The sequence below is a fragment of the Xanthomonas translucens pv. cerealis genome (genome assembly GCF_006838285.1).
Taxonomy (GTDB): Bacteria; Pseudomonadota; Gammaproteobacteria; order Xanthomonadales; family Xanthomonadaceae; genus Xanthomonas_A; species Xanthomonas_A cerealis.
In genome coordinates this window covers 4,071,967-4,090,935 of record NZ_CP038228.1, presented here as the reverse complement: position 1 = coordinate 4,090,935, position 18,969 = coordinate 4,071,967, and the positions used below count along the sequence as shown (strand labels likewise).

At 67.2% G+C, this 18,969-nt stretch carries 17 protein-coding genes, 2 pseudogenes and 1 riboswitch; of the genes and pseudogenes, 5 read left to right on the top strand and 14 right to left on the bottom strand.

From position 1 onward, the window contains the following. Nucleotides 1–16: 16 nt before the first annotated feature. The gene (locus tag E4A48_RS18055) at nucleotides 17–1,975 is read left to right on the top strand and encodes a S8 family peptidase (RefSeq protein WP_142742897.1); all 1,959 of its coding nucleotides are present in this window, start codon (nucleotides 17–19) and stop codon (nucleotides 1,973–1,975) included. Nucleotides 1,976–2,081: 106 nt separating this feature from the next. On the opposite strand, the gene E4A48_RS18050 is transcribed toward E4A48_RS18055, so the two are convergent. Next, nucleotides 2,082–3,335, bottom strand: coding sequence for an MFS transporter (locus E4A48_RS18050; protein WP_039006414.1), 1,254 nt, complete (start codon nucleotides 3,333–3,335; stop codon nucleotides 2,082–2,084). 97 nt (nucleotides 3,336–3,432) lie between these two features. Between E4A48_RS18050 and E4A48_RS18045 the strand changes: the two are divergent. Beyond that, a pseudogene (locus E4A48_RS18045) lies at nucleotides 3,433–3,709 on the top strand (LysR family transcriptional regulator); the annotation flags it as partial. A gap of 9 nt (nucleotides 3,710–3,718) precedes the next feature. Here the strand turns inward: E4A48_RS18045 and E4A48_RS18040 are convergent. The 10 genes from E4A48_RS18040 to E4A48_RS18000 form a co-directional block, all read right to left on the bottom strand. Continuing rightward, the gene (locus tag E4A48_RS18040; protein ID WP_039006417.1) at nucleotides 3,719–4,051 is read right to left on the bottom strand and encodes a thioredoxin family protein; all 333 of its coding nucleotides are present in this window, start codon (nucleotides 4,049–4,051) and stop codon (nucleotides 3,719–3,721) included. Nucleotides 4,052–4,144: 93 nt separating this feature from the next. Further along, nucleotides 4,145–4,714, bottom strand: coding sequence for a flavodoxin (locus tag E4A48_RS18035; RefSeq protein WP_039006419.1), 570 nt, complete (start codon nucleotides 4,712–4,714; stop codon nucleotides 4,145–4,147). A 116-nt stretch (nucleotides 4,715–4,830) separates the two neighbouring features. Beyond that, on the bottom strand, nucleotides 4,831–5,871 hold the full coding sequence (locus E4A48_RS18030) for a ribonucleotide-diphosphate reductase subunit beta (RefSeq protein ID WP_003476601.1): 1,041 nt from the start codon (nucleotides 5,869–5,871) through the stop codon (nucleotides 4,831–4,833). A 125-nt stretch (nucleotides 5,872–5,996) separates the two neighbouring features. Next, the gene (locus E4A48_RS18025) at nucleotides 5,997–8,414 is read right to left on the bottom strand and encodes a ribonucleoside-diphosphate reductase subunit alpha (protein ID WP_039006421.1); all 2,418 of its coding nucleotides are present in this window, start codon (nucleotides 8,412–8,414) and stop codon (nucleotides 5,997–5,999) included. Nucleotides 8,415–8,594: 180 nt separating this feature from the next. Continuing rightward, nucleotides 8,595–8,816, bottom strand: a riboswitch (cobalamin riboswitch). Nucleotides 8,817–9,020: 204 nt separating this feature from the next. After that, on the bottom strand, nucleotides 9,021–9,239 hold the full coding sequence (locus E4A48_RS21485) for an SIR2 family protein (RefSeq protein WP_272929735.1): 219 nt from the start codon (nucleotides 9,237–9,239) through the stop codon (nucleotides 9,021–9,023). Then, complete coding sequence (locus E4A48_RS21480) at nucleotides 9,203–9,475, bottom strand: Sir2 family NAD-dependent protein deacetylase (RefSeq protein WP_272929734.1); 273 nt, start codon at nucleotides 9,473–9,475, stop codon at nucleotides 9,203–9,205. The genes E4A48_RS21485 and E4A48_RS21480 overlap by 37 nt, the downstream gene beginning before the upstream one ends. Nucleotides 9,476–9,960: 485 nt before the next feature. Beyond that, nucleotides 9,961–10,392 (bottom strand): organic hydroperoxide resistance protein, encoded by a 432-nt coding sequence (locus E4A48_RS18015; protein WP_003476604.1) that lies wholly within the window; start codon nucleotides 10,390–10,392, stop codon nucleotides 9,961–9,963. A 115-nt stretch (nucleotides 10,393–10,507) separates the two neighbouring features. Then, on the bottom strand, nucleotides 10,508–10,975 hold the full coding sequence (locus tag E4A48_RS18010) for a MarR family winged helix-turn-helix transcriptional regulator (protein WP_039006426.1): 468 nt from the start codon (nucleotides 10,973–10,975) through the stop codon (nucleotides 10,508–10,510). 303 nt (nucleotides 10,976–11,278) lie between these two features. Next, nucleotides 11,279–12,376: a cell division protein ZapE gene (zapE, locus tag E4A48_RS18005; protein ID WP_039006428.1), complete on the bottom strand. Its 1,098-nt coding sequence runs from the start codon at nucleotides 12,374–12,376 to the stop codon at nucleotides 11,279–11,281. Nucleotides 12,377–12,437: 61 nt separating this feature from the next. Further along, nucleotides 12,438–13,103 carry an alpha/beta hydrolase gene (locus E4A48_RS18000; protein WP_142742896.1) on the bottom strand — a complete coding sequence of 222 codons (666 nt, stop codon included), beginning with the start codon at nucleotides 13,101–13,103 and terminating at the stop codon, nucleotides 12,438–12,440. A 33-nt stretch (nucleotides 13,104–13,136) separates the two neighbouring features. Here E4A48_RS18000 and E4A48_RS17995 point away from each other — a divergent pair, with 33 nt between their 5' ends. Continuing rightward, complete coding sequence (locus E4A48_RS17995) at nucleotides 13,137–14,051, top strand: EamA family transporter (RefSeq protein ID WP_409976349.1); 915 nt, start codon at nucleotides 13,137–13,139, stop codon at nucleotides 14,049–14,051. Nucleotides 14,052–14,157: 106 nt separating this feature from the next. Here the strand turns inward: E4A48_RS17995 and E4A48_RS17990 are convergent, their stop codons facing one another. Continuing rightward, a complete protein-coding gene (locus tag E4A48_RS17990) occupies nucleotides 14,158–15,483 on the bottom strand; it encodes a GTP-binding protein (protein WP_058196343.1) in 1,326 nt (441 codons plus the stop codon). Nucleotides 15,484–15,994: 511 nt separating this feature from the next. Between E4A48_RS17990 and E4A48_RS21315 the strand changes: the two genes are divergently transcribed. Next, entirely contained in the window at nucleotides 15,995–17,497 is a 1,503-nt protein-coding gene (locus E4A48_RS21315; protein ID WP_260607993.1) for a hypothetical protein, read from the top strand. A gap of 280 nt (nucleotides 17,498–17,777) precedes the next feature. Further along, entirely contained in the window at nucleotides 17,778–18,158 is a 381-nt protein-coding gene (locus E4A48_RS17980) for a MerC domain-containing protein (RefSeq protein WP_039006438.1), read from the top strand. A gap of 136 nt (nucleotides 18,159–18,294) precedes the next feature. Here the strand turns inward: E4A48_RS17980 and E4A48_RS17975 are convergent. Together E4A48_RS17975 and E4A48_RS17970 are read right to left on the bottom strand one after the other, a co-directional pair. Beyond that, nucleotides 18,295–18,732: pseudogene (locus E4A48_RS17975) on the bottom strand (hypothetical protein); the annotation flags it as partial. Then, nucleotides 18,717–18,920 carry a hypothetical protein gene (locus E4A48_RS17970; RefSeq protein WP_039006443.1) on the bottom strand — a complete coding sequence of 68 codons (204 nt, stop codon included), beginning with the start codon at nucleotides 18,918–18,920 and terminating at the stop codon, nucleotides 18,717–18,719. The gene E4A48_RS17970 and the pseudogene E4A48_RS17975, both read right to left, overlap by 16 nt. Nucleotides 18,921–18,969: the final 49 nt, after the last annotated feature.

Sequence of the window (18,969 nt, the reverse complement as noted above, 5' to 3'; positions counted from 1 at the left end):
CCGTAGAGATCCAGACATGACCGACATTTCCGCGTTTCCCCGCACCCTGCTGGCGCTGTCGCTGGGCCTGGCGCTGGCCTCGGGCGCGCATGCGCAGTCCGCCCCGCGCTTCTCCGTTCTGGAGACCGCCGCGCCTGGCCAGTCCAAGCTCTACGACGGCCTGATCGTCACCTATCGCGACGGCAGCAGCGAGCGCCGCGATGCGGCCGCCGCCGCCGTCAAGCTGAAGCAGATCATGGCCGCGCCGAGCGCCGCCAACATGTGGTCGAGCACCTACCGGCAGAGCGCGCCGGCGCTGAGCCGGGTGCGCCGGCTCGGGATCGGCGCCGATCTGGTCCGACCCGACCGCCGCCTGAGCCAGTCGCAGCTGGAGACGCTGATGGCCAGCCTCAAGGCCGATCCGGCGGTGGCGCACGTGGAGCCGAACCTGCTGCTCAAGCCGTTGCGCAGCACCGCGCAGGCCAGCGCCACGGCCGTCGCCGCGCCCAACGATCCAGGCTACGTGGTGCAGTGGCACCTGCGCACGCCGGACGGCCACCTGGAGACGCTGGCGCCGGAGACCACCGGCTACGCCAATCGCGGCGGCATCGACCTGCTGCCGGCGTGGCAGTACGGGACCGGCCAGGGCGTGGTGGTGGCGGTGATCGACACCGGCATCACCGCGCACCCGGATCTGGACACCTCGCTGGCCAGCGCCGGCTACGACTTCATCAGCGACGCGCTGAGGTCGGGGCGTGCCAGCGACGGGCGCGTGGCCGGCGGCTGGGACAGCGGCGACTGGACCACCGACGACAAGTACCTGGCGGCCAACGGCGGCTGCGCGCAGCCGGGCGAGCAGTCCAACAGCACCTGGCATGGCACCCACGTGGCGGGCACCATCGCCATGCGTACCAACAACGGGGTGGGCATGGTCGGCATCGCTCCGGACGCCAGGATCCTGCCGATCCGCGCGCTCGGCCACTGCGGCGGCACCACTGCCGACATCGCCGATGCCATCGTATGGGCATCGGGCGGCCACATCGACGGTGTGCCGGACAATACGCACCCGGCCGAGGTCATCAACATGAGTCTGGGCGGCGGCGGCCCCTGCGGGCAGGATACGGTCACCGCCAACGCCATCGCCAGCGCGATCGGGCGTGGCAGCTTGGTGGTGGTGGCCGCCGGCAACAGCAACGCGGACGCAGCTGGATTCAGCCCTGGCAGTTGCCCGGGCGTGATCAACGTGGCCGCCACCGGCATCACCGGCGGCCGTGCCTACTATTCCAACTACGGCAACAGCATCACCCTGTCGGCGCCGGGCGGCGGCGTCCATCCCAACGACGCGGCCAGCGGCTCCGGCTCGGTCCGCACCGGCCTGATCTGGTCCACTCTCAACAACGGCACGCACGGACCCGATCAACCGATCTATGCAGGCTATGCAGGCACGTCGATGGCATCGCCGCACGTGGCCGGCGTGGTCGCGCTGGCGATCAGCGCCGCGCTCAACGCCAATCGTCCGGTCCCGTCGCTGGCGCAAATGCGCGACATCCTGACCCAGACCTCCAATCCGTTCCCGGTCAAGCCCCTGCTGCCTCTGGGGGTCGGCATCCTCAACGCGGCCAAGGCTGTGGCGCGTGCCGCCGGCGCCGATGGCGGCGGCGAGGAAGGCAACGCCATCAGCATCGACCGCGGCACGCTGGGCAAGCTGTCCGCCGCGGCCGGCCAGGGCCAGTTGTACCGCCTGGAGGTGCCGCTCAACGCACGCAACCTGCAGATCCGCACGCTGGGCGGCAGCGGCCAGCTCAAGCTCTATGTGCGTTCCACGCGCGCCCCACGTGCGGACGGCAGCGATGCCGACTACGTCTCGGTGCGCAACGGCACCACGCAGAACGTGCAGACGGCAGTGCCGGCGACCGGGAGCTACTTCATCCGTCCGCTTGGCGGCAACGGTGGCTATGCCAACGTGACCCTGTCGGTGAGCTACTCGATGCAGTGACACGCCGATGAAGCCGGGAGTGGGGAAACGGGAATCGGGAATCGGAAAACACAGGCAATCGTCTTTGCTCTGTTCTATCGATTCCCCACTCCCCATTCCCCATCCGCTATTCGCCGCGCGGCGGGTGCGGACCGAAACGCCCGTACGGACGGCTGTCGTCGGCACCGCGGCGCAAGACCTGCGCGGCAACCAGTGCGATGCCCAGCAACAGCAGGCAGCAAGCGGCCAGCGCGTTCCAGCCGCCGTGTTGCCAGGCCGCGCCGCTGAGCGAGCCGATCAGGCTGGCGCCGCTGTAGTAGGCGAGCAGGTACAGCGACGCGGCATGGCCCTTGTTGCGCCCACCGAGGCGGCCGACCCAGGCGCTGGCCGCCGAGTGCGCGATGAAGAAGCCGATGGTCAGCAGCACGATGCCGGTGATGACCACCGCCAGCACGTGCGCGATGGTCAGCGCCACGCCCAGCGCTGCCACCGCGATGCCGGCCAGCACCACCGGGCCGCGGCCGAAGCGGTCCGACGCGGCGCCGGCCACCGACGAGGACACGATGCCGAACACGTAAGCGCTGAAGATCATGCCGAGCTGGCTCTGGCTGAGACCGAACTCCGGCCCGCCCAGGCGGAAGCCGGCATAGTTGTAGACGCTGACGAACACGCCCATCGCCAGGAACGGGATCGCGAACAGACAAAGCAGGTAGCGGTCGCGCAGATGCCCGCCCCAGGCCTGCAGGTGGAAGCGCAGGTTGATGCCGCGGCGGCGCACGAAATGCCGCGACGGCGGCAACAGCAGCACGAAGCCGACCGCGGCCAGCAGGTCGATGGCGGAGACCGTCGCCAGCGCGATGCGCCAGTCGAAGTGATCGGTGAGCACGCTCATGCCGATGCGCCCGGCCATGCCGCCGAACGCGTTGCCCGCCACGTACAGACCGGTGGCCGCGCCGAGCTTGGACGCCGGCACTTCCTCGGCCAGATACACCATCGCCACCGCCGGCACCCCGCCCAGGGCGATGCCGGACAGCGCGCGCACCACCACCAGCGCGCCCCAGTGCGGCAGGCACGCGGCGATCAGGTTGAGCACGGCGGCCAGCGCGATGGACACGAACATCAAGCCGCGCCGGCCGAGGTTCTCCGACACCGCGCCGGCGCAGAAGATCGCGATCGCCAGGCCGCCGGTGGCCAGCGACAGCGGCAGCGAACTGGTCGCCGCATCGACCCCGAATTCGCGCGCGAACGCCGGCAGCAACGGCTGCACGCTATACAGCAGCGAGAAGGTGGCGAAGCCGGCCAGGAACAGCGCCAGGCGGATGCGCAACAGCGGTGCATCGTCCGCGGCGTGCAGCGGCGGGCATTGGCTGGAAGAGGTCACGACGGCGCGGCACCAGGCATGGGCGGCCAGTATTTGCCTGCACCGATCCGGTGTCCAATATATGATCCAGGCATCCTCCATATCTTCTGGATATGACATGGAACTGCGCCATCTGCGCTATTTCCTGGCCGTCGCCGAGGCCGGCCATTTCACCCGCGCCGCCGCGCAGTTGGGCATCCAGCAACCGCCGCTGAGCCAGCAGATCCGTGCGCTGGAACAGGAGCTGGGCACACCGCTGTTCGTGCGTACCCCCGCGCGGCGCGGACCTCACCGAGGCCGGGCGCGCGTTCCGCATCGAAGCCAAGCGCGTGCTCGCCGACGTGGAACGCGCCGGCGATCATGTCGCGGCTGAAGCCTACAGAAGAGCCGAGCGCCGAACGCGCTCAGCCCAGGTGCGCGCGCACCGCTTCGTCGATCTTCGCCGGCGGCACGAAGCCGGGCACCCGCGCCACTTCCTCGCCCTGGCGGAACAGCATCAGCGTCGGCGTCTGGCGCAGGCCCTGGGCGCGGAAGAAGTCCTCGCCCACGTCCTCCATCTTCACCTTCAGCAAGGTCACACCCTGCGCGCTGTCGCTCTCGGCGAAGCGCTCCAGCGACTTGTCGAGCATGCGGCAGCCGGGGCAGTTGTCCTTGTTGAAATCCACCAGCACGCGCGGATGCGCAGCGATGGCGTCGGCGAACTGTTCGGCGGTGGCGACGGTGATGGTGGTGAACATGGAGCGGGACCTTGTCTGATGTCGGAGAATGCCTGGCGCAGCACGTCGCGACGCCGGCGATGCCATGAAAAAGCAGTTGCAAGAAATGCGGCGTCAGCCGCTGCCTTGCGGCGGCAACGCCACCGAGGCGCAGCCGCTGGCCCGGCCCACTGCAGGCTCGGCGGCCGCCACGTCGGTCGCCGCAGTGGAACCGGCCGCCGCCGCACGCGCGGCGCGCAGCGCCAGTACCTGCGCGCACCAGGCGTCGATCGCCGCGTTGTCGCGGTCCCCGTGCGGCATCTGCTCGATCTCCAGCAACGGATAGGCGCTCTCAAAGAAACGCGCGATGCGCTTGACCGCGCCGCAGTAGTACTCCAATCCCCACTGCGTCTCGCCGGTGCCGAACGCGGCGACCTCGATCCTCTTGCCGGCCGCCTCCACCAGTTCGGCGATGTAGCGCTTCATCTCCGCCGGGGTGCGCCCGGCGTTGTCGCTCCAGCTGCCGAGCAGGTGCAGGTCGAAGCCGGCCGCATGCGCGGCGTCGCCAAGCACGCCGTGCAGGGTCTGCACGTCGGTATGGATCAAGGTCACCTGATGCCCCGCGGCCTCGCACTGCGCCTGCACGCGGCGGGCGACGTCGCGGGTATTGCCGCTGAGCGAAGCGTAGGCGAGCAGGATATGCATGAGGCGGGGATTGGGAAGTCGGGATTGGGAATGACCAGCCGTTAGGCTTTGAGAAAGCCGGAAAGGTGGGGTTCGACCTTGCTGTTACGAATCCCTAATCCCGAATCCCCAACCCCTCACAGATCGTCGAAGCCGTTGTCCGAGTTGGTCTTCTTGTAGCTGGCGTTGCGCATCTCGAAGAAGTCGGTCTTGGTCTCGGTGAAGTTGTCCGCGTAAGCCTTGATCCACGGCATCACGTTGTCGCTGGCGTCGGTGTACAGCTTCTCGATGCCGAGCATGCCGGACATCTTGTTGGCGCGGTACTTCACGTACTGGATCATCTCGTCCACGTCGATGCCCTCGATGCCGTCCAGCACTTCGGCGGACCACTCGGTCTCCAGCCGGATCGCATGCTCGAACGCCTGGTGCACGTAGTCGGTCAGCTCGTTGCTCTGCAGCTCGGCGTTCTCGCCGATGATCGCGCGGATCAGCTCGCTGATGAACTTGGTGTGGGCCAGCTCGTCGCGGTTGATGAAGCTGATGATCTTGCCGGTGCCGGTCATGCGGTTCTGCCGCACCAGGTTGTAGAAATACGCGAAACCGGAATAGAAGTTGATGCCTTCCAGGATCGAGGACTGGATCAGCGAACGCAGCAAGGTCTCTGCGGTCTTGTCGCGCATGAAGTCGTCGTAGGCCTGCATGATCGGCTGGTTGCGCGCGATGATGGTCGGGTGCGTACGCGCGATCTCGAACACGCGGTTCTGGTCGGCCAGCCCGGCGATGGAGGCCAGCACATAGGAATAGCTCTCGTTGTGGATCACTTCCTGCTGGCCGATGATCGCCGCGTTGGCGTGCGCGGCCGGGTCGGTGATGTATTCGGCGACGTTGTAGATGAAGCGCGTCTGCGGCGAATCCAGCGTGGCCAGCAGGCCGATGATCGAGTCGTAGGCGTTCTTCTCGCGCGCCGACAGTTCGCCGTACTGTTTGGCGTCGCCCTTCATGTCCACCTCGTCGGGGATCCAGAAGTTGGTCGACAGCTCCTTGTACGCGCGATAGAACGACGGGTACGGGATGTCGTTCCAGTTGAGGATGCCGCTGGTGGTGCCGTTGATGATCCCGGTGGAACGGTTGGGATGCATCGGTTCGAGGATCTTGATGCGGTCGAGCGCAATAGCCATGGGTCGGATTCGGTAGTGGGTTAAACGGCGCCGGCAAGCGGCGCGGCGATGCGGGAGGACGCAGCGGGCGCATGGCGTTCCCGCGGGAAGGCCATGCGCGCGTCGGCGCCGCTACGGGGTGGCGATCAGCTCGAGCACCACTCGCATTCGCTGATGTCGATGTCGTTGGAGCGCACGTAGTAGGTGGTCTTCAGGCCTTCCTTCCATGCGGTCATGTGCAGGTCGAGCAGGGTGCTGGCGCGGATCGTGCTGGGCACGTAGAAGTTGAAGCTGATCGACTGGTCGACGTGGCGCTGGCGGCGCGCGTTCTGGCGCACGCTGGCGAACTGGTCGACCCGGTAGGCGCCCTTCTCGTAGTACGGATAGGTGTCCACGTTCAGGCCCGGGGCCACCACCGGGCGGCGGAAGTCCTTCTTCTCTTCGTAGTAGAACGCGCTGTAGATCGGGTCGATCGAGGCGGTGGAGCCGGCGATCTGCGCGGTGCTCATGTTCGGCGCCACCGCGATCATCCACGCGTTGCGCACGCCGTTGATGCTGACCTGCGCAGCCAGTTCCTGCCACTGCGCGCTGTCGTAGCCGCGCTTGCTGAAGTACTCGCCGTTCTGCCAGTCGCTGCCCTTGAACACCTTGTACGCGCCCTTCTCCTTGGCCAGCGCCAGGCTCGCCTGGATGGTCAGGTAGTTGATGCGCTCGTACAGCTCGTCGCAGTAGTCCTCGGCCTGCCGGGAATTCCACTCGATGCCCTTCTGCGCCAGCAGGTGGTGCCAGCCGAAGGTGCCCAGGCCGATCGCGCGGTACTTCTGGTTGGTGATGGTGGCCTGCGGCACCGGCAGATCGTTGAGATCGATGACGTTGTCGAGCATGCGCACCTGCACCCGGATCAGCCGCTCCAGCACGTCCGGCGACAGCAGGTCCGGCTGCGCGGTGACCGCACGGCCCAGGTTCACCGAGGACAGGTTGCACACCACGAAGTCGCCGGCCTGCTTGGTGGTCACGATCTGGTCGCCGCTGATCATCTCCTGGATGACCCGGGTCGGGCTCATGTTCTGCAGGATCTCGGTGCACAGGTTGCTGGAATAAACCATGCCCTGGTGCTTGTTCGGGTTCATGCGATTGACTTCATCGCGATAGAACATGAACGGGTTGCCGGTCTCCAGCTGGCTGACCATGATCCGCTTGAGCATGTCGATGGCCTTGACCACCTTGCGGCCGATGCGCTCGTCGGCGACCACTTCCTCGTACTTGGCGCGGAACGTGCCTTCGCCGCGCTTCTCGTCGAAGAAGTCCTGCAGGTACCAGCCCTTGACCTCCTTCACCTCGTGTGGGTCGAACAGGTACCACTCGCCGCGGCGCTCTACCGCTTCCATGAAGATGTCCGGCACGCACACCGCGGTGAACACGTCGTGCGCGCGCAGGCGCTGGTCGCCGTTGTTCAGGCGCAGGTCCAGGAACGCCTCGATGTCGCGGTGCCAGATGTCCAGGTACACGGCGATGGCGCCCTTGCGCTGGCCGAGCTGGTCCACCGACACCGCGGTGTTGTTGAGCTGCTTGATCCACGGCACCACGCCGCCGCTGGAATTCTTGACCCCGCGGATCGCCGAGCCGGACGAACGCACGTAACCCAGGTAGGCGCCAACGCCGCCGCCGTGCTTGGACACGCGCGCCACGTCGGTGTTGGAGTCGTAGATGCCCTGCAGGCTGTCGTCGACGGTGTCGATGAAGCAGCTCGACAGCTGCCCGCCGATCTTGCCGGCGTTGGCCAGCGTGGGCGTGGCCACGGTCATGTACAGGTTGGACAGCGCCCAGTAGGCCTCGCCGACCAGCTGCATGCGGCGTTCGCGCGGCTTTTCGTCCTGCATCAGGTACAGCGCGATGGTCAACCAGCGCTCCTGCGGCAGTTCGTAGACCTTGCGCGAGTTGTCGGTGGCCAGGTAGCGCGTGGCCAGCAGGTACAGGCCGTTGTAGGCGAACAGCTTGTCGCGCTCCGGGTCGATCATCTTGCCGGCTTCGGCGAGTTCGTCCTTGGAGTAGTTCTTGAGGATGTCGATCGAGTACACGCCGCGGTCGGCCAGGCTTTCCTGCAAACCGACGTAGGAGCCGTACTTCTCGCCGGCATCGTAGAAGCGGTTCTTGCTGGCGCGCTTGTACAGGCGATGCAGGTACAGGCGCGCGGCGAAGTACTCCCACTCCGGCGTGGCGATGTCTACGCGCGACTCGGCCTCGCGGATCAGGTAGTCGACCATCTCGTCGGCCGACAGGCTTTCCTTCTTCTCGACGAAGGCGAACGCCTTGCGCTCGTAGTCGGCCACGTCCAGCTGCGGGAACTCGGCATGGATCCGGTCCAGGGTGCGCTGCAGGCGCGAGCGATCGAAGGCCATGCGGCGGTTGCCGCCGTCCTTGACGATCCAGGTCACGGCGCGCTGGTCGTTGCTCGGCTCGCTGGCGGCCGCATCGGGCTGCGCCGCGGCGGCGGCGGCAGGCGTGGGATCGACGTCGGCGGTGTCGAGGGGGGCTGCGGCCGGCAGGCTGTGGGTCTGGCTCATGAAGGTCTCCAAGCGTGGTGCACCTGGCTGCCTGACCCTCGCAGGCAACGGTCCGACCGGATCAGCAGGTGGAGACGCGGTGTCGCAAAGACCGCAACGGCGCAGGCGCGAGGCCTACGGGCGGTCAACGCTTCACCGACCCTCTCCCCCCGGAGATGCAACGGTCGGCGCCGCGCTGTGTGCATCGCGCGGCTGTCGGCAGGTCTTCGGGCTGATGGGCGACGGCCGATGGCCGGTGTCCTAGCCCGTCGCTTCCCAAGGCAGGGCGCCTCAGTGCGGGGACGGGTTCGTTCCCAATTACCGCTGCGGGGCAGCGCAGGCTTGAGCGCTCGCGCGCCACACCGGCTTCCCTTTTGATCCCGCAACCTGGTGGCCGCTGGAACCGACCACCACAAGATAGTGGGGTCTCTGGGCGCCGTCAACGCTAAATGTAGTCATAAAACCGAAAACTCAAGCGGGGCAAGAGTTTGCCGTGGAGGGCGGCAAAACCCTGCGGCCGGGCGCCGGATCGCGCCTGGAGCGGGCCGTATCGCATACGCTGCAAGGGCTGCCGCGGCGGCACTGGCGGTGTGTCGCGATTGCCGCGGCGAGGCGCTTGCGCCGGCGTCAACCCGCCGGCCAGCGCTGCAGCAACAGCGCCAGTGCCGCCGCGGCGCTATCGCGCCAGTGCAGATCCGCGCGTGAAGACAGGCCGCTGGGCTCGGGATTGAGGTCGACCACGTAGGCGCCACGCTCCTTGGCGCACCGCGGTAGCCCGGCGACCGGATGGACCAGGCCGGAACTGCCGATCACCAGCACCAGGTCGGCCGCATCGGCGGCCGGCAACGCTTCGCCGAACCAGACCACGCCCGCCAGCCCCACACCAGTGCCGGGTCCGCCCGCCAGGCTTCCCAGGTAGCCAGTTGCTGCGGATCGAAGCGCGCCCACAGGCTGTCGTCGTGGCCACGGAAGGTCGGCACGCCGCTCTCGGCGGACATACCTGCGCCAGTGAGGACCAGCGGGCGACGCGCGCCCTGGATGAAAGCGGCGACGGTCTCGGCGTTGTAAGCGGAGCTGAGCATGGCACACGCAAAGATGATGGCCCTCGCGCTATTACATTGACCCAGTTCCACCTCAATCTGCAGCACAGCAATGCCGCCGCGGCTGTGGGTACCGCAAAAGGTTGGGTACGAAGGCGATGCAATCGCTATCGCCATGACAGGCGGCCCGCCACCATTCGTCCGCCAGCTCTGCCGCGCCGAGGGGACCCGGTAGATCAAAAGCAAAAGCAAAAGCAACAGCAGCGGCGACTCTCTCGGCCATGGGCCAACGACCGCCGCGCGTGTAAAACAGGGCGATCGCGCCCGCTCACATCCGGAACACGCCCGACCAAGTCGGTTCCGCCGGCACGTTCAAGGCCGTCTAGTTCTCCGCCGACCAACTGCCGCCCTCGCTCTCGATGGCGTCGCAGCGCATGCCAGGCTGGCTCGGCCATTGCCGTATGGCAGACAACAAAAAACCCCACCGCGCAGGACGCGCGACGGGGTCTTAGGACACGCCGCATCGATCAGTCGAGGACGACCAGATTCACGTCGATGTTGCCGCGGGTCGCGTTGGAGTAGGGGCAGACCTGGTGCGCCTTGTCGACCAGCGCCTGCAGCTCTTCGCGCGGCATGCCCGGCACCGCGATGCGCAGTTCCACCGCGATGCCGAAGCCGCCCGGGATCTGGCCGATACCGACGCTGCCTTCGATGCTGATCTCGCCCGGCAGCTTCTGCTTGTCCTGCGCGGCCACCGCCTTCATCGCGCCGATGAAGCAGGCCGAATAGCCGGCCGCGAACAGCTGCTCCGGATTGGTACCGTCGCCGCCGGCGCCGCCCAGTTCACGCGGGGTGGACAGCTTCACGTCCAGCGCCTTGTCGGAGGACACGGCGCGGCCTTCGCGGCCGCCGGTCGCGGTGGCGTGGGCGGTGTAGAGGATCTTTTCGGGTGAGGCCATGGTGGTTGCTCCTGATGAGGCGCGTCGCGCCGGTTGATTGCCAGCTATTTATTTAATAGCAAACTACTTAATTAACAGCACGTCATGGAGCGGTGGCGGCCGAGTGGCAACCGCATCAGCCACCGCCCAGGTTGCCACGCAAGGTTTCCAGTTGCTGCTTGAGCTGGCGCAGGTCCTGCGGCGAGCACGCCGCCGCGCAGAACACCTGCTCGGGCACCGCGCCAGCCTTGTTGCGCAGCGCACGGCCGGCGGCGGTCAGCCGCACCAAGACCTGGCGCTCGTCGTCGGCCAAGCGTTCGCGCGTGACCAGGCCGCCGGCCTGCAGGCGCTTCAGCAGCGGTGTCAGCGTAGCCGAATCCAGGAACAGGCGCTCGCCGATCGCCCCGACCGTGCGTGCACCCCCTTCCCACAGCACCAGCATCACCAGGTACTGCGGATAGGTCAGGTCCAGCGTCTTCAGCAGGCCGCGGTAGAGCTTGTGCATGGCCAGGTTGGCCGAGTACAGCGCGAAGCACAGCTGCTGGTCCAACTGCAGCGCCGCGTCGCGGCTGGGGATCTCGGCGGGGGTGCGCTGCCTCGGCATGCGCGCAATTTACATAGCGCACTATTTAATAGCAAGAAATTTAGCTCGCATCGATCGAGTTGCCTGCGGTTCCGCTCGTCGCAACCGATGCCCCGAGGCCACCTGAAGTCGCACCACAAATGGAGATTGGCGATACCGCTGCCTCCCGCTCTTTGTGGGAGGGACTTCAGTCCCGACGCACCGTGCCCGGCGAGTCCTCCGCTTCGTTCGTCGCGACTGAAGTCGCTCCGATAGGAAAAGCCTGGCGCGCATCGGGCGTACCGACACTTTGAAGGCATTGCCCGCGCAGGGATGCCACCACACTCAGGCGCGGTGCGCGGTGGCCAGGTACTCGGCGCTCTGCATCTCGATCAGGCGCGAGGCGGTGCGCTCGAAGGCGCCGGCCAGGCGCTCGCCGCTGTACAGCTGCGGCGGCGGGTCCTGCGCGGTGCAGACCAGGTTGACCTGGCGGTCGTAGAGTTCGTCGATCAGGTTGACGAAGCGCCGTGCCGCGTCCTCGTTCATGCGGTCGAAGTGCGGGATGCCGCCGAGCAGCACGGTGTTGAACTCGCGCGCGATCTCGATATAGTCGGCCGGCCCGCGCGGGCCTTCGCACAACGCGGCGAAATCGAACCAGGCGATGCTCTTGCCGCGGCTGCGCACCGGGATCTTGCGCGCCTCGATGACGATGTTGCCGCTACGCGCGGCTTCATTCCCGCTCAGTTCGCCCCAACGCCCGCCTAGCCATGCGTCGGACTGCGCGTCCAGCGGCGCGAGGTACACCGGCGAGCGGGTCAGCGCGCGCATGCGGTAGTCCTCGGTGCCCTCAGCGTAAAGCTCCAGGCAGTACTTCTGCAGCAGTGCGATGGCCGGCAGGAAGCTCTCGCGCTGCAGGCCGTTGAGGTACAGGTGCTGCGGCGCGGTGTTGGAGGTGGTGACCAGGGTCACGCCCTCGGCGAACAGGCGTTCCAGCAATCGCGCCAGCAGCATCGCATCGCCGATGTCGGTGACGAAGAATTCGTCCAGTACCAGCACGCGCAACCGGGTGCGCCATTCCTGCGCGATCCTGGCCAACGGATCGCTCTGCCCGGCGTGCTCGCGCAGGCGCTCGTGCACGCCGCGCATGAAACGGTGGAAGTGGGTGCGGTACTTCTGCTCGATCGGCAGGCCGTCGTAGAACAGATCGACCAGGAAGGTCTTGCCGCGGCCTACACCGCCCCAGAAGTAGAGGCCGCGCACCGGCTCGGGCTTCTTCCAGAACGCGGCCAGGCGATCCAGCCAGCCGTCCTGGTCGCTGTCCACGATTGCGTCGTGGATGCGGTCCAGCGCGGCCAGCGCGGCGTGCTGCGCCGGGTCGTCGCGCCAGTCGCCGCGCGCCACGCCGGCGGCGTAGCGCTGCGAAGGCGTGGCCGCGGCGCTCATTGGCGCGTGTCCGCGCAGCGCCCTGCCTGCGACCCTGCGGCCGCCTGGCGCCGCACGGCGCTCACGCCTGCTTCGCCGGGAGCCATGCCTTGACCCCGTGCTGCAAGGCGCCGCGCAGGTCGATCAGCTTGCGGTGGAAGAAATGGCTGGTGTCGGGCATGCGCACCAGCTCGGGCTGCTGCGGCAGCGTCTCCAGCCAGTCGTACACGGCCTGCGGCTCGACGATCTCGTCGGCGTCGCCCTGGATCACCAGCCACTGCGGCGGCGGTTCCACCCCGGCGAAATCCCAGCGCCCGGCGGGCGGCGCGATCGACACCAGCGCCTGCGGCTGCAGCGCAGCACTGGCGCGCAAGGACACATAGGCGCCGAAACTGAAGCCGGCCAGCCACAGCGCGTCGTGCGGGCGCTGCGCGCGCACCCATGCCGCTACTGCGGCCAGGTCCTGGTGCTCGCCGTCGCCATGGTCGAAACTGCCGGCCGAGGCGCCGACGCTACGGAAGTTGAAGCGCACCACATGTACGCCGAGTTCGCGCAGCGCGCGCGCGACCATCGTCACCACCTTGTTGTGCATGGTGCCGCCCTCGGTGGACAGCGGGTGGCAGACGATCGCCGTGACTGGCAAGGCGGCCACCGCGGCATCGGGCAGATCGACCGCGGCCTCGATCTGGCCGACGGGGCCGACCAGCGTCAACGCGCCGGATTCGGTAGGGAAAGCGGGAGAGGTCATGCGCTCATAATAGCGGGGCTGGGTGCAGGCCACATGCAGGCCGCGCGCACGCAGCGCTCTGTTCCCCGACCGGATCCCCTGCGCGTGGCGTTCGTTCTTCTGAGTGTGGTGTGCAGCGTGCTGGTTTCGGCGCTGCTGAAGCTGGCGCCGCGCCGGCGCGTCGACCTGGCCCAGGCGGTGACCTGGAACTACCTGGCCGCGGCGTTGCTGTGCGTGGCGCTGCTGCAACCGCCGCTGGCCGCGTTACGCAGCGCGCAGACGCCGTGGCTGGCGCTGCTCGGCCTGGCCGTGCTGCTGCCGGCGCTGTTCCTGGTGCTGGGCCGTGCGGTGGCGCTGGCCGGCATCGTGCGTACCGACGCAGCGCAGCGGCTGTCGCTGCTGCTGTCGCTGGCGGCCGCGTTCGCGCTGTTCGGCGAGCGCGCCAACGGCTACAAGCTGGCCGGGCTGATGCTGGGCCTGCTGGCCATCGCCGGCATCGGGCACCGGCCCGAACCGGTACCGGCCGGCACGCCGCGGGCGGCGCCATGGCTGCTGCTGGTATGGGCCGGCTTCGCCGCGATCGACGTGCTGCTCAAACGCATCGCCCAGGCCGGCACGCCGTTCGCCGCCTCGCTGCTGGTCGCCTTCGCGATCGCCTTCGTGCTGCTGCTCGGCGTGCAGCTGTGGCGGCACGTCCGCGGCATCCGGCCGCTGGCCTGGCGCAACGTCGGCGCCGGGCTGCTGCTGGGCACGCTCAACTTCGGCAACATCGCGTTCTATGTGCGCGCACATCAGGCGCTGCCGGACAGCCCGGCGGTGGTGTTCGCGGCGATGAACCTGGGCGTGATCGTGCTCGGCGCGCTGCTCGGCGTGCTGGCCTTCGGCGAGAAGACCAGCGCCTGGAACCGCGCGGGCCTGTTGGCGGCGCTGCTGGCGATCGTGTTGATCGCGGTCGGTGCGCGCGGCTAGCGGTGGTGCGTGCCATGGGTTGTGTCGCGGAGGCCTGCATGTGGAGATGGTTCGTGGCCAATGAACAGGCAAGCGAACCAGAAACGCCGACAGCCCCGGCGACCCCTCAGCGCCGCCACACCGGGAACGGATCGGCCAGTGCCTGCCAGGCCAATGGCCCGCGCCCCAGTTCCGTGTCGTCGAGCAGGCAGGCGTCGAGTTCGGCGCGCACCCGCGCTTCGTCCAGGCCGACACCGATCAGCGCCAGCTCCTGGCGGCGGTCGCCCCACAACGGATGCCACAACGCGCGCAACGCCGCGTATTCGCGCGCGTCGCCCACCTCTTCTGCCTGCGGCGGCGGCGCGCTCCAGCACGCACTGTGCTGCCGTTGCCAACCCAGCTCGGTGTAAGGCAGCGGCTGCGGCGGCAACGGCAGCGGGGTGTCCAGCAGGCCTTGCTCCACGCGTTCGCGCGCCGCGTACCAGAAACCGGCCGCCTGGGTCTGGGTGGCCGCACCGACGATGGACAGTTCGCCGACCCAATCCATGCGACTGGCCAGCCAGAAAAAGCCCTTGCTGCGGATCACCTCGTGCAGGCCGCGCTGCGCCAGGCGCGCGAAGCGCAACGGATGGAACGGACGCTGCGCGCGGTAGACGAAGCTGCCGATGCCGAACTGCTCGGTTTCCGGCGTGTGCTCGCCGCGCAGCGCCTGCATCCAGCCCGGCGCCAGCTGCGCGCGCACGAAATCGAAACGGCCGGTGTCCAGCACAAGGTCCAATGGCACATCGCCGTTGCGGGCCTCGACGATGCGTGCGTCGCGGTTCAGCGCGCGCAGCACCGCGCGGGTGCGCGCCACCATGTCCGCGCTGGCCAGGTCGCACTTGCCGATCACGATCACGTCGGCGAATTCGATCTGCTCCACCAGCAGGTTGACCAGGCCGCGATCGTCGTCGGCGCCGGCGTGCAGGCCGCGCTCGGCCAGACGCTCGGTCGAGCCGAAATCGCGCAGGAAGCTCACCGCATCGACCACGGTGAGCATGGTGTCCAACCGCGCCACATCGGCCAGGCTGCGGCCGTGTTCGTCGCGCACCGAAAAGGTGGCGGCGACCGGCATCGGCTCGGAAATGCCGGTGGATTCGATCAGCAGGTAGTCGTAGCGGCCGCTGTCGGCCAGGCGCTGCACCTCCTGGCGCAGGTCTTCGCGCAGCGTGCAGCAGATGCAGCCGTTGCTGAATTCGACCAGGGTTTCTTCGGTGCGGCTGAGCGCGGCGCCGCCATCGCGGATCAGCGCGGCATCGATGTTGATCTCGCTCATGTCGTTGACGATCACCGCCACGCGGCGGCCGTCGCGGTTGCGCAGCACGCGGTTGAGCAAGGTGGTCTTGCCGGCGCCGAGGAAGCCGGACAGGACGGTGACGGGAAGGCGGCGGTCGAGCACGGCGGACGAGGGCATGGGAGACTTTGGCAAGAGGCGCTGGAGGCGACCTTCGATTGTTACTATATAACATATGAATCCGCATCGAATCGCATGCCGGTGCGCTCCCTCGCCCCGGGGTTTGTGACGCGTCCGTAACGATCCTGTCCATCCGGTTCGGATGGCGGCGTCGGCGGATGTCATTGACTGCATCGCCGGGCGTCCGCAGTGTGCGCATCCGTCGAGGCATCACGATGCTGCATGCCAATTGCTCGCTTCAGACGAAACAACTTCGCATTGCTTGCGCCTGGAAGGCGTGCCATCACCTAGCGTTGCGCTATATCGATCACTGAGCGTTGGCCATGAAGCTGAAGACATCTTTTTTTAGCAAATCCAGGATCGCTCCTGAGCCAACCGCCACGCCTGCTGGCAATCACGCGCATGGCGCTGCCAAGGCCGATGGCGCGGCAACCGTCCCGCAGCCGTTGGGCCGCGCCCCTCGGTCCCATTCGGGGGGTATGCAGGGAGGCCGAAGGGCCTGCTCAGTTCGATGCAGAAATCATTGAATTCGGCACAAAAATCACTGCTTTCGCTGCAAAGAAAAATGTCCCAGCAGCAGACTGCAACTTCGCCACGGCCATCGCGCGAAGCGTCCGGACGGGCGAATGTCGCTGATCGCCGGCCAACCCCGACACCGGCGGCAACGGCCTTCGCTAAACAACAACGCCCTGCCATGCAGTCGCCCGGAAACGCGCCACCACGCACCACCCGGCCACCTGCTGCCGCCGCTCCGGCCCGTCCCGCGCCACAGGTCGGGCCGATGCGCCGCCCTGCCCATGCCCAGGCGATGGGGAGCATGCCATCGCGCGCCACGCCCACGCCCACGCCCACGCCGCACTATGGCAAACACGACGCATTGATCAACATGCTCCATGAGGAACGCGATCCGACCCCACTTGAGCAGCACTTGCTCAATGAGCTGAGAGTTGGAACCCCCCTACTGAACCAGCACAAGCCCTCACCGCACTATGGCAAACACGACGCATTGATCAACATGCTCCATGAGGAACGCGATCCGACCCCACTTGAGCAGCACTTGCTCAATGAGCTGAGAGCTGGAACCCCCCTACTGAACCAGCACAAGCCCTCACCGCACTATGGCAAACACGACGCATTGATCAACATGCTCCATGAGGAACGCGATCCGACCCCACTTGAGCAGCACTTGCTCAATGAGCTGAGAGCTGGAACCCCCGCACTGAACCAGCACAAGCCCTCACCGCACTATGGCAAACACGACGCATCGATCAACATGCTCCGTGAGGGACGCGATCCGGCCCCACTGAAGCAGCACCTGCCCAATGAGCTGAAGGCTGAATTGACCGTACCGAAGCACAGAGCCGACCAGGCCCAGGTCCGGGCCGAAACGCCAGTCGCGCAACATGCCGATCCAGAACGTTTGATCCACACCCTGAATAAGCAATTGGCTGAACTGAGCAAGGCGGATTACGCTATATCGACCAGACTGATAGATGAGAATCGCGGACCGACGCCCAAGGAGCAGGCTCTGCGCGACAGCCGCCTCGCCCTGATCATGAAGCGTAACCAGGTGCGGGATAGTCAACTTAACGAGATGCTGCAGAAGCTCGAGCCACTGGAGGAGATCACTCCACACAGGACCACGCAGAGCGTTTCGCACATCGTCCAGCAAGATGTCATGCATTCCAATGCGCGCAAATTGCGCGCTGTCCAGGAGCAAGGACTGGATTCGGCCAAGTTCACGCCACAATACGCGGACGCCAAGCGCCGTCTGCAGTCCTTGCGCGATAGCGGCGCGCGCCCCAAAGATGTGCAACGTCTCGAACGCATGATGCAGGGCTACGACAATCTTGTGAAGCTGGAAAAGATCGTTCAGGACACCGACGATCAGTTGGAGCGCATGGGCGCGCGACGGCTCATGGATAGCATTCCGACGACCCCCGAGGAACGGGAGCAGATGCGTGAAAAAGACTATGCCGAGGAGGATGAGGCAAACGCTCAGGGCTACTACTAATCCGAGCCGGATGGGACGCCTGCCCGCGTCGCGGCGAAATGCAATGAACGCCGGTCGGCATGGCAGTGAGATGCCAAGCCTGGACACAGGCAGCGAAGGCTATTTCAGGTCGTCCAGCATCCCGGCCATCGCGGCCCCCTGCGCTTGGGCGTCATGATCGCGCCATCGACACCGCTGTCGCCTGCAGCGGCAGCGGTGCATCCAGCAAGCGCGATGCGACGCGTTTGCGGCCCGCGGCGTAATGTTATTATATAACGCTATTGCGCCGGAGTCGCCGCCCATGAAATCCCTGCCCCACCCCTTCTTCGACGCCTCCGCGGTACTGTTGTCGGCGCTGTGCCTGGCGCACTGCCTGGCCCTGCCCTTGCTGGCTGCCGCCCTGCCGCTGTTCGGCGTGTGGGCGCAGGCCGAATGGGTGCATGGGCTGTTCGTGGCGCTCGCGCTGCCGCTGGCCGGGCTGGCGCTATGGCGCGCGCACCGGCAGCGGTCGCTGCCGTGGCCGCTGTGGACGATGGCTGTGCTCGGGCTATCCGGATTGCTGGCCGGTGCGATCGGGTTCCCCAGCGCGCAGGCCGAAACCCCGGTCACCGTGGCCGGTAGCCTGCTACTGGCGAGCGCGCACCTGTGGAATTGGCGGCGCAACGGGCATCGGCCCTGCTAGGGGATTGCGGATTGGCAAAAGTGGGGACGCGCGATCTGGACGCGCGCGCTTCCAGGATTCGAGTCAGCGGTTTCCTCAATCGCCACACTCGCGCCTCTCCACTTCCATGAATCCCGAATTCCGAATCCTGGCTCTCTGGGTCATGATCGAAGCTGCGCCATGAGCCGGGCAGATTGCGTTCGCGGTAGCCGTCGGCGTCTGGCCAATCCGCGTTGACGTGCCATTCGGCCGCGCCGCGTAGCTGCAGCGCCAGCGCCGGGCTCAGCAGGGCGTGGTCGAGGCGGCCGCTCAGGTCACGGTAGATGAAGCGGTAGGGCTGCTCGACATGCGCCTGCGCCAGCGCATCGCGCCGGCCGGCGTCGTGCAGCAGGCGCAGTGGGTCTTCCATCGCGTAGGCGTTCACCTTGGCCAGCTGCGCCTGGAATTCGGCCGCGTTGCGCGCGCCGTGCAAGGTCGGGACGCCGCCGCCGCCATCGCCGTTGAAGAAGTTCTCCAGGTTGAACGCGGCCACGCGCAGCGTGCCGGCGACCTGCGGCGGTGCCGGGGCCGGCACTGCGGTCAGCTGCAGCGGCGCGGCGGGACCAGGGTGGCATCGCCGCCGGCCTGCACGCGCGTGGTGACCACGCCTTCGAACACCACGCCCTGCGCGCTGTCGGCCGGCCGCAACTGTCCGATCGGGACCATCTGCGGCGGCGTCAACGCATGCGCGGCGGGCGCGCCGGCCACCAGCAGCAACGACAACAGCGGGGGCGACCGGCGCATGCGATCACTCTCCTTCGTGCGCCGGCATGCGGCGGGCATCGAATACGAA

What these genes read in the sequence shown, in the direction of transcription:
- E4A48_RS18055 (WP_142742897.1), top strand. Translation starts at nt 17, where the DNA reads ATGACCGACATTTCCGCGTTTCCCCGCACCCTGCTGGCGCTGTCGCTG.
- E4A48_RS18040 (WP_039006417.1), bottom strand. Translation starts at nt 4,051, where the DNA reads ATGTTCACCACCATCACCGTCGCCACCGCCGAACAGTTCGCCGACGCC.
- E4A48_RS18035 (WP_039006419.1), bottom strand. Translation starts at nt 4,714, where the DNA reads ATGCATATCCTGCTCGCCTACGCTTCGCTCAGCGGCAATACCCGCGAC.
- E4A48_RS18030 (WP_003476601.1), bottom strand. Translation starts at nt 5,871, where the DNA reads ATGGCTATTGCGCTCGACCGCATCAAGATCCTCGAACCGATGCATCCC.
- E4A48_RS18025 (WP_039006421.1), bottom strand. Translation starts at nt 8,414, where the DNA reads ATGAGCCAGACCCACAGCCTGCCGGCCGCAGCCCCCCTCGACACCGCC.
- E4A48_RS21480 (WP_272929734.1), bottom strand. Translation starts at nt 9,475, where the DNA reads ATGCTCAGCTCCGCTTACAACGCCGAGACCGTCGCCGCTTTCATCCAG.
- E4A48_RS18015 (WP_003476604.1), bottom strand. Translation starts at nt 10,392, where the DNA reads ATGGCCTCACCCGAAAAGATCCTCTACACCGCCCACGCCACCGCGACC.
- E4A48_RS18010 (WP_039006426.1), bottom strand. Translation starts at nt 10,975, where the DNA reads ATGCCGAGGCAGCGCACCCCCGCCGAGATCCCCAGCCGCGACGCGGCG.
- zapE (WP_039006428.1), bottom strand. Translation starts at nt 12,376, where the DNA reads ATGAGCGCCGCGGCCACGCCTTCGCAGCGCTACGCCGCCGGCGTGGCG.
- E4A48_RS18000 (WP_142742896.1), bottom strand. Translation starts at nt 13,103, where the DNA reads ATGACCTCTCCCGCTTTCCCTACCGAATCCGGCGCGTTGACGCTGGTC.
- E4A48_RS17995 (WP_409976349.1), top strand. Translation starts at nt 13,137, where the DNA reads ATGCAGGCCGCGCGCACGCAGCGCTCTGTTCCCCGACCGGATCCCCTG.
- E4A48_RS17990 (WP_058196343.1), bottom strand. Translation starts at nt 15,483, where the DNA reads ATGCCCTCGTCCGCCGTGCTCGACCGCCGCCTTCCCGTCACCGTCCTG.
- E4A48_RS21315 (WP_260607993.1), top strand. Translation starts at nt 15,995, where the DNA reads ATGCAGAAATCATTGAATTCGGCACAAAAATCACTGCTTTCGCTGCAA.
- E4A48_RS17980 (WP_039006438.1), top strand. Translation starts at nt 17,778, where the DNA reads ATGAAATCCCTGCCCCACCCCTTCTTCGACGCCTCCGCGGTACTGTTG.
- E4A48_RS17970 (WP_039006443.1), bottom strand. Translation starts at nt 18,920, where the DNA reads ATGCGCCGGTCGCCCCCGCTGTTGTCGTTGCTGCTGGTGGCCGGCGCG.